We start from the raw sequence: 6,537 nt of genomic DNA, 5'->3' as shown, positions 1-6,537 counted from the left end.
CCGGACTCCCCCTTGCGTCGGGTGGGAGGGAGGCCTGCGACGAGCCGCCAGAACCGCCGCAGGCGGCCAGGACCAGGCAGGCCGTCGCCGCCAGGCTCGAAGCGAGCGCGCGTGCGCCCGCCGTTGTCTTTTTTGTCTCGTTCATTCTTGTTGTATCCACACCGGGTTAATCGGAATTTCTGGATTGGTGTCCGGTGACCCATACTGCGAAGCCATCGAACCCGTGAAAATTCTAGGAACGGTCGCCGTTTTCCCCGCTATCGCAAGCGAGCCAAAGCAATGACTTCAGGAGCCCAAATCTCTCGCCATCCGCGTCGGCCGCCGCGCCGGCCCGGCTGCGCGCAACAGCCGGAACTGCGCACCAGCTCGGCCGCCTGGCTCGAGGGCGTGCTGTCGATGTTCGAAGCCGAGGGGCTGGACGTGCCCTCGCTGCTGCGCGATGCGGGTTTCGAGCCCGACTCGCTGCTGCGCCAGAACGCCCGCATCCCGGTCGACGAGATCACCGTGCTGTGGCAGCTCGCGCTGGCGCGCGCCGGCAAGACCACGCTGGGCCTGCACCGCGACCTCGCCGCCACCCACAGCAAGCTGGGCACGGTCGGCCATGCGATGGCCTGCAGCCCCGACCTGGGCGCGGCGCTGGCGCGGCTGGCCCGCTACATGGCGGTGATCTCCGACGCCACCGCCTTCTCGCTGCAGTCCGACACGCGCGGCTGCTGGCTGGTGATGTCGCACAACGGCGGCAGCCTGCCCATCCCGCGCCAGCGGGTCGAGTACGCGCTGCTGACCACGCTGATGCAGTGCCAGTGGCTCACGCGGCGCGAATTGCAGCCGCTGGCCATGGAATTCGTCTACCCCACACCGCCCAGCGACCGGCTGCACCGCGAGGCCTTCGGCTGCGAGGTCGGCTTCAACGCGGTCGCCAACCGCATGCTGCTGTCGGAATCCGACATGACCATGCCGCTGCCCACCCACCATCCGGCGCTGGGCCAGATGCAGGAAAACCTGCTCGACGACCAGCTGAGCCTGCTGGGCCAGACCACCACCAGCACCCTGGTGTGCGCCGAGATCGCGCGCCGGCTGCAGCAGGGCGAGCCGCGCCGCCAGGACGTGGCCGCCGGCCTGGGGCTGGCCGAGCGCACGCTGCAGCGCCGGCTGCAGGAGGAATCGGTGTCCTACCAGTCGCTGCTCGACCGCACGCGCCGCGAACTCGCGCAGCAGTACCTGGCCGAAGACCGCCACACGCTGACCGACGTGGCCGACCTGCTGGGCTTCGTCGACAGCAGCAACTTCTTCCGAGCCTGCAAGCGCTGGTTCGGCCTGCCGCCCGCCCAGTACCGGGCGCGGATCTGGCACACGCCTTCGCTGAGCCATTGAGCCGCTGACCGGTCGGCGCCTGGGGTTTCACGCTCTGCCGGACAATCCGGGCATGAGCCTGCTTGCCGAAGACCTCGACCTTGCCGACCTGGGATTGCGCTGGAAACCCGGCTTCACCACCCTGGGCCCCGCCTTTTTCACCGCCCTGCGCCCCACCCCGCTGCCCGCGCCCTACTGGGTCGGCCACAGCGATGCGGTGGCGCGCATGCTCGGCCTGCCCGCCGACTGGCGGCAGTCGGACAGCACCCTCGCGGCCCTGACCGGCAGCCTGCCGATCGCCGGCACCCAGCCCTATGCCACGGTCTACAGCGGCCACCAGTTCGGCGTCTGGGCCGGCCAGCTGGGCGACGGCCGCGCGATCGCGATCGGCGAGACCGAGGGCGGCCTGGAGATCCAGCTCAAGGGCGCCGGGCGCACGCCCTACTCGCGCGGCGGCGACGGCCGCGCCGTGCTGCGCTCGAGCATCCGCGAATTCCTCTGCAGCGAAGCCATGCACGGCCTGGGCATCCCGACCACCCGCGCGCTCAGCGTGACCGGCTCCGACCAACCCGTGCGCCGCGAAACGCTGGAGACCGCCGCGGTGGTGGCGCGGGTCGCGCCCAGCTTCATCCGCTTCGGCCATTTCGAGCATTTCGCGGCCGCCGATCGCATCGACGAGCTGCGCGCGCTGGCCGACCACGTGATCGACCGCCACTACCCGGCCTGCCGCCACACCGAGCGTTTCGGCGGCAACGCCTACGCAGCCTTCCTCGAAGCCGTGAGCGAGCGCACCGCCGCGCTGCTGGCCCGTTGGCAGGCGGTGGGCTTCTGCCACGGCGTGATGAACACCGACAACATGAGCATCCTCGGGCTCACCATCGACTACGGCCCGTTCCAGTTCCTCGACGGCTTCGACCCGGCCCACATCTGCAACCACAGCGACACCCAGGGCCGCTACGCCTTCAACCAGCAGCCCAACGTGGCCTACTGGAACCTGTTCTGCCTGGCCCAGGCGCTGCTGCCGCTGATCGGCGACCAGGAACTGGCGATCGCCGCGCTCGCGTCGTACAAGACGGTCTTTCCGCGCGAATTCGACGCCCGCATGGGCGCCAAGCTGGGTCTTTCCGATGCCGGCGAGGCCGACCGGCCGCTGGTCGACGGCGTGCTGCGCGTGCTGGCGGCCGAGCGGACCGACTGGACGATCTTCTGGCGCCGGCTGTCCGAGGCCGTGGCCACGGGCGACCTGCAGCCGGTGCGCGACCTGTTCATCGACCCCGCGGGCATCGACGCCTGGCTGGCCACCTTCACGCCACGGCATGGCGGCCTGCCCTCGGCCGCGGCCGGCGCGGCGATGCGCGCGGTCAACCCGAAGTTCGTGCTGCGGAACCACCTGGGCCAGCAGGCGATCGAAGCGGCCGCATCCAAGGACTTCTCGGGCGTCGCCACCTTGCTGAAACTGCTCGAAACCCCATTTGAAGAACACGCCGGCCACGACGCCCATGCCGGTTTCCCGCCCGACTGGGCCTCCACGATCGAAATCAGCTGCTCCTCATGACCTCCTCTTCCACCCCCAAGATCCAGAAGACCGATGCCGAATGGAAGGCGCTGCTGGCCGAGAAGGGCGCCGAGCGCGCCGCCTTCGAGGTCACGCGCCATGCCGCGACCGAGCGCCCCTTCACCGGCAAGTACGAAGCCCACTGGGAGGACGGCACCTACCACTGCGTGTGCTGCGGCGCCAAGCTGTTCGAGGCCGCGACCAAGTTCGACGCCGGCTGCGGCTGGCCCAGCTTCTCGGAAGAAGCCGTGCCCGGCGCCATCACCAACATCGTCGATCGCTCGCACGGCATGGTGCGCACCGAGAACGTCTGCACCCAGTGCGGCGCCCACCTCGGCCACGTGTTCCCGGACGGCCCCACGCCGACCGGGTTACGCTACTGCATGAATTCGGCGTCGCTGGATTTCGAACCCCGCAAGGACTGACGCCTCCCCGCCCCGCATGAAACTGATCCTCGACTTCTTCCCCATCCTGCTGTTCTTCGGCGCCTACAAGCTGGCCGACATCTATGTCGCGACCGCGGTGCTGATGGGCGCCACCGTGCTGCAGATGCTCATCACCTACGCCATCGAACGCAAGCTGCAGACCATGCAGAAGGCCACGCTGGTGCTGATCCTGCTGTTCGGCACGCTCACGTTGGTGCTGCACGACGACCGCTTCATCAAGTGGAAGCCGACCGTGCTGTACGGCGCGATGGCGATCGCGCTGGCCGTGGCGCTGTGGGGCTTCCGCAAGAACGTCCTGCAGGCCATGCTGGGCGCGCAGCTGCAGCTGCCGCACCGCATCTGGACCCACCTCAACGTCGCGTGGATCGCCTACTGCCTGTTCATGGCCGTCATCAACGGCTACGTCGCGCTCTACTTCAGCACCGAGGCCTGGGTCAACTTCAAGCTCTGGGGCTATGCCTTCCCGGTGGTGTTCCTGATCGCGCAGGGCCTCTACATCGCGCCCCACCTGAAGTCCGAAGACACGCCCGCCGCATGACGCTCTACACCGCCGCCCAACTGGACGCGGTGCTGCGCGAAAAGCTGCAGCCCACGACGCTCGAAGTGATCGATGAAAGCGCCGCGCACGCGGGCCATGCAGGCGCCGGCGCCGAGGGCTACGGCACCCATTTCAGGGTCCGCATCGCCAGCCCCGAATTCGCCGGAAAGCCCCGCGTGGCGCGGCATCGGCTTGTGTATGATGCGCTGCACTTTTTCATCGCCGAAGGCGTTCACGCCATCGCCATCGAAACGCTCTGAGCCGCACGATTTCCTTCTTCGCGGACCGCCCTCTCCTACGGCGGCACGAGACACCCCCTTTCACCACTGCGCTCTGCGCGATCTCACCCTGCGAGTCCTAAGGACCATCCCATGAAACAACCTACCCTGAAGACCCTGGCAGCAGCCCTCGTGCTGAGCGCAGCTTCCGTTGGCGCGTTTGCGCAAAACGTGGCGATCGTCAACGGCAAAGCCGTGCCCAAGGCCCGCATGGAAGTGCTCGCCCAGCAGCTGGCCGCCGCCGGCCGCCCGGTGACGCCGGAAATGGAACCGCAGCTGCGCGAGGAAGTCATCGCGCGTGAAGTGTTCATGCAGGAAGCCCAGAAGCAGAGCCTGGACGCCAGCGACGACTACCGCGCCCAGCTCGAACTCGCCCGCCAGGCCATCCTGATCCGTGCGCTGTTCGACAACTACCGCAAGACCCATCCGGTGACCGACGCCGACGTGCAGGCCGAGTACGACAAGTTCGTGGCGGCCAACGGCGGCAAGGAATACAAGGCGCGCCACATCCTGGTGGAAACCGAGGACGAAGCCAAGAAGATCATCGCCGACCTGAAGAAGGGCGCGAAGTTCGAGGACATCGCCAAGAAGCAGAGCAAGGACCCGGGATCGGGTGCCAACGGCGGCGACCTCGACTGGGCCAACCCCGCGAGCTTCGTGCCCGAGTTCTCGGAAGCCATGATCAAGCTGGGCAAGGGCGAGACCACGCCGGCCCCGATCAAGTCGCAGTTCGGCTACCACATCATCCGCGTCGACGACATCCGCCAGGCCGAGCTGCCCAAGATCGACGAAGTCAAGCCGCAGATCACGCAGCAGCTGCAGCAGCAACGCCTGCAGAAGTACCAGGAAGAACTGCGCGCCAAAGCCAAGATCGAGTGATCGACGGCTGAGCTCGTGTAAAAGGCGGCCTCGTGCCGCCTTTTCTTTTTTTCGATCCGCGGGGCCCCATGAGAACTTCCATTTTCCGCCTGGCCGGCGTGGCGCTTTGGGCGCTGCTGAACGCTTCCGCCGGCGCCCAGCCCGCACCGGAGCGCTGGCAAGCGCTCGAAGGCATGCAGTTCGGCAACGAGGTGCGCGGCATCTATGTCGATCGCCGCGGGCTGGTGGAAGTCCAGAACCACAACACCGACGACGACCGCGCCTACCCGGCCGTGCTGGTGCTGGTCGACATGGAGAAGGAACGCGACGCCGGCCTGCTGGGCAGCTACCGCTCGCTGGCCTACCTGGTGGCCATCGACTGCCGCGGCCGCCGCGCCCAGAACGTGCAGAGCCGGCTCTATGCGCAGAACGGCGGCGTCGAGCGCACCGCGATCATGGGCACGCTGTCGATGTGGTCCTGGGACCCGAAACAGGCCACCGATCCCCGCATGGCCCGCCCGCTGCTGCAGCGCTATTGCTGAGCGCCGCGCTCAGCCCCAGACGACCGAACGCATCGAGATGGAGGCCGACTGGAAGTCGGCGTTGAAGAAGCGCGGTGCTTCCTTGCCGGCATCGACGGCACCGGCCGCATAGAGCAGCGGCAGGTAGTGCTCGTGCGTCGGATGCGCCTGCTGCGCCACGGCGCCCAGCGACTGGAAGCGCGGCAGCGCGGCGAGCTCGCCCTTCTCCAGCTGGTCGGCCACGATGCGGTCGAAGGCATGGGCCCAGTCGTACGCCTGGTCCGGTGCCGTGCCGCGGCGCGTCACGCGCAGGTTGTGCACCAGGTTGCCGCTGCCCACGATCAGCACGCCGCGCTCGCGCAAGGCCTTGAGCTGCCGGCCCAGCATCGCGTGCTCGGCCGGCGGGCGGCCGTAGTCCATGCTCAGTTGCACCACCGGGATCTGCGCCTGCGGGAACATCGGCTTGAGCACCGACCAGGTGCCGTGGTCGAAGCCCCATTCCTCGCGATCCAGCCCCAGCGCCGCGCCGCTCAGCGGCTGGCGCACGGCCTGCGCGATCTCCGCGGCGGCGGCCGGCGCACCGGGCGCCGGGAACTGCTGGTCGAACAGCTCCTGCGGGAAGCCGCCGAAGTCGTGGAGGGTCTTGGGCTTCGCCATCGCGGTGAGGAACCAGCCGCCCTGCGTGAGCCAGTGGGCCGAGACGCAGAGGATCAGTTGCGGCGTCGGGTACTTGCGGCCGAACTCGGCCCCCAGCGCCTGCCAGCTGCGCCGGTAGGCGTTGTCGCCGATCGCGTTCATCGGGCTGCCATGGCCGAGGAACAGCACCGGCATGCGCGGCGATTTCTTCAGCGCCCGCAGGGGCTCGGCCGCCAGCGCGTCGGCCAGCGGAAGGACGGCGCCCAGGGCACCCACGAAGTCACGGCGATTCAGCATCGCGCGATCATCGGAGGGGCCGTGGGAGGACGCTGTGCGCCAGCGCACACGAATC

The 6,537-nt window shown here is 68.4% G+C and carries 8 protein-coding genes; 7 read left to right on the top strand and 1 reads right to left on the bottom strand.

What is annotated here, in order from left to right; genetic code table 11:
- Positions 1-279 precede the first annotated feature (279 nt).
- From A9977_RS34030 to A9977_RS34000, 7 genes are all read left to right on the top strand, one after another.
- Entirely contained in the window at positions 280-1,374 is a 1,095-nt protein-coding gene (locus A9977_RS34030) for an AraC family transcriptional regulator (protein WP_183029334.1), read from the top strand.
- A 52-nt stretch (positions 1,375-1,426) separates the two neighbouring features.
- The gene (locus A9977_RS34025) at positions 1,427-2,908 is read left to right on the top strand and encodes a YdiU family protein (RefSeq protein ID WP_183029333.1); all 1,482 of its coding nucleotides are present in this window, start codon (positions 1,427-1,429) and stop codon (positions 2,906-2,908) included.
- Positions 2,905-3,333 carry a peptide-methionine (R)-S-oxide reductase MsrB gene (msrB, locus tag A9977_RS34020; protein WP_183029332.1) on the top strand — a complete coding sequence of 143 codons (429 nt, stop codon included), beginning with the start codon at positions 2,905-2,907 and terminating at the stop codon, positions 3,331-3,333. The genes A9977_RS34025 and msrB overlap by 4 nt, the downstream gene beginning before the upstream one ends.
- A 16-nt stretch (positions 3,334-3,349) precedes the next feature.
- On the top strand, positions 3,350-3,892 hold the full coding sequence (locus A9977_RS34015; RefSeq protein WP_183029331.1) for a septation protein A: 543 nt from the start codon (positions 3,350-3,352) through the stop codon (positions 3,890-3,892).
- Positions 3,889-4,152 carry a BolA family protein gene (locus tag A9977_RS34010; protein WP_183029330.1) on the top strand — a complete coding sequence of 88 codons (264 nt, stop codon included), beginning with the start codon at positions 3,889-3,891 and terminating at the stop codon, positions 4,150-4,152. The genes A9977_RS34015 and A9977_RS34010 overlap by 4 nt, the downstream gene beginning before the upstream one ends.
- Positions 4,153-4,263: 111 nt before the next feature.
- Positions 4,264-5,049 (top strand): peptidylprolyl isomerase, encoded by a 786-nt coding sequence (locus tag A9977_RS34005; protein WP_183029329.1) that lies wholly within the window; start codon positions 4,264-4,266, stop codon positions 5,047-5,049.
- Positions 5,050-5,117: 68 nt separating this feature from the next.
- Complete coding sequence (locus A9977_RS34000) at positions 5,118-5,570, top strand: hypothetical protein (RefSeq protein WP_183029328.1); 453 nt, start codon at positions 5,118-5,120, stop codon at positions 5,568-5,570.
- A gap of 9 nt (positions 5,571-5,579) precedes the next feature.
- On the opposite strand, the gene ygiD is transcribed toward A9977_RS34000, so the two are convergent.
- Positions 5,580-6,482: a 4,5-DOPA dioxygenase extradiol gene (ygiD, locus tag A9977_RS33995; RefSeq protein ID WP_183029327.1), complete on the bottom strand. Its 903-nt coding sequence runs from the start codon at positions 6,480-6,482 to the stop codon at positions 5,580-5,582.
- Between the last annotated feature and the right edge of the window lie 55 nt (positions 6,483-6,537).

Source organism: Variovorax sp. UMC13 (assembly GCF_014170375.1).
Taxonomy (GTDB): domain Bacteria; phylum Pseudomonadota; class Gammaproteobacteria; order Burkholderiales; family Burkholderiaceae_C; genus Variovorax.
Note: the sequence above shows the minus strand (reverse complement) of the source record. Positions and strands in the feature narration are given on the sequence as shown.

Coding starts and splice junctions, on each gene's coding strand:
- A9977_RS34030 (WP_183029334.1), top strand. CDS start 280: ATGACTTCAGGAGCCCAAATCTCTCGCCATCCGCGTCGGCCGCCGCGC.
- A9977_RS34025 (WP_183029333.1), top strand. CDS start 1,427: ATGAGCCTGCTTGCCGAAGACCTCGACCTTGCCGACCTGGGATTGCGC.
- msrB (WP_183029332.1), top strand. CDS start 2,905: ATGACCTCCTCTTCCACCCCCAAGATCCAGAAGACCGATGCCGAATGG.
- A9977_RS34015 (WP_183029331.1), top strand. CDS start 3,350: ATGAAACTGATCCTCGACTTCTTCCCCATCCTGCTGTTCTTCGGCGCC.
- A9977_RS34010 (WP_183029330.1), top strand. CDS start 3,889: ATGACGCTCTACACCGCCGCCCAACTGGACGCGGTGCTGCGCGAAAAG.
- A9977_RS34005 (WP_183029329.1), top strand. CDS start 4,264: ATGAAACAACCTACCCTGAAGACCCTGGCAGCAGCCCTCGTGCTGAGC.
- A9977_RS34000 (WP_183029328.1), top strand. CDS start 5,118: ATGAGAACTTCCATTTTCCGCCTGGCCGGCGTGGCGCTTTGGGCGCTG.
- ygiD (WP_183029327.1), bottom strand. CDS start 6,482: ATGCTGAATCGCCGTGACTTCGTGGGTGCCCTGGGCGCCGTCCTTCCG.